At 70.1% G+C, this 556-nt stretch carries 1 protein-coding gene; it reads right to left on the bottom strand.

Going from position 1 to position 556, the window contains the following annotated elements:
* A partial coding sequence (locus tag H1D44_RS20755) for a pyruvate kinase (RefSeq protein WP_244964860.1) occupies positions 1-556 on the bottom strand: 556 nt, incomplete at both ends.

The raw sequence follows: 556 nt of genomic DNA, 5'->3' as shown, positions 1-556 counted from the left end.
ACCTCGAGAATCTTCATCGTGTTGGTCCCGCCGTGGGCGTTCATGTGGTCGCCCCGGGTCAGGATGACATGATCCCCCGGCTCGGCAATGCCCTGCTCCACCAGCAGCGCCAGGGCCCGAGCGTTGAGCTCGCCGGCCGCCATCGCCGTGGTGTCGAAGGGCAGCGAGACCACCCCACGATAGAGCGCCATGCGCCGCTGGGCGACGGGGCTGTGAGCGAGCCCAACGATGGGCAGCCCCGAGCGGATCCGCGAGGCAATCAGCGGCGTGTAGCCGGTGGAGGTCATGCAGGCGATGGCGGCCACGCCGGCGAGGTGGTTGGCGGCGTACATCGCCGACAGCGCAATCGTCTCGTCGATGCGGGTGAAGCCCTCGTGGATGCGGTGCCCGGACTCCTGGGCGATGCGCTCGCGCTCAGCGCCGAGGCACACCCGCTGCATGGCTTCCAGGGTCTCCACCGGGTAGTCGCCAGCGGCGGTCTCGGCCGAGAGCATCACCGCGTCGGTGCCGTCGAGCACGGCGTTGGCCACGTCGAACACCTCGGCCCGGGTGGGCA

The sequence above is a fragment of the Billgrantia kenyensis genome (genome assembly GCF_013697085.1).
In the GTDB taxonomy this organism is placed as follows: Bacteria; Pseudomonadota; Gammaproteobacteria; order Pseudomonadales; family Halomonadaceae; genus Halomonas; species Halomonas kenyensis.
The sequence above is the reverse complement of the archived record's forward strand: the minus strand, read 5'-3'. Positions and strand labels throughout refer to the sequence as shown.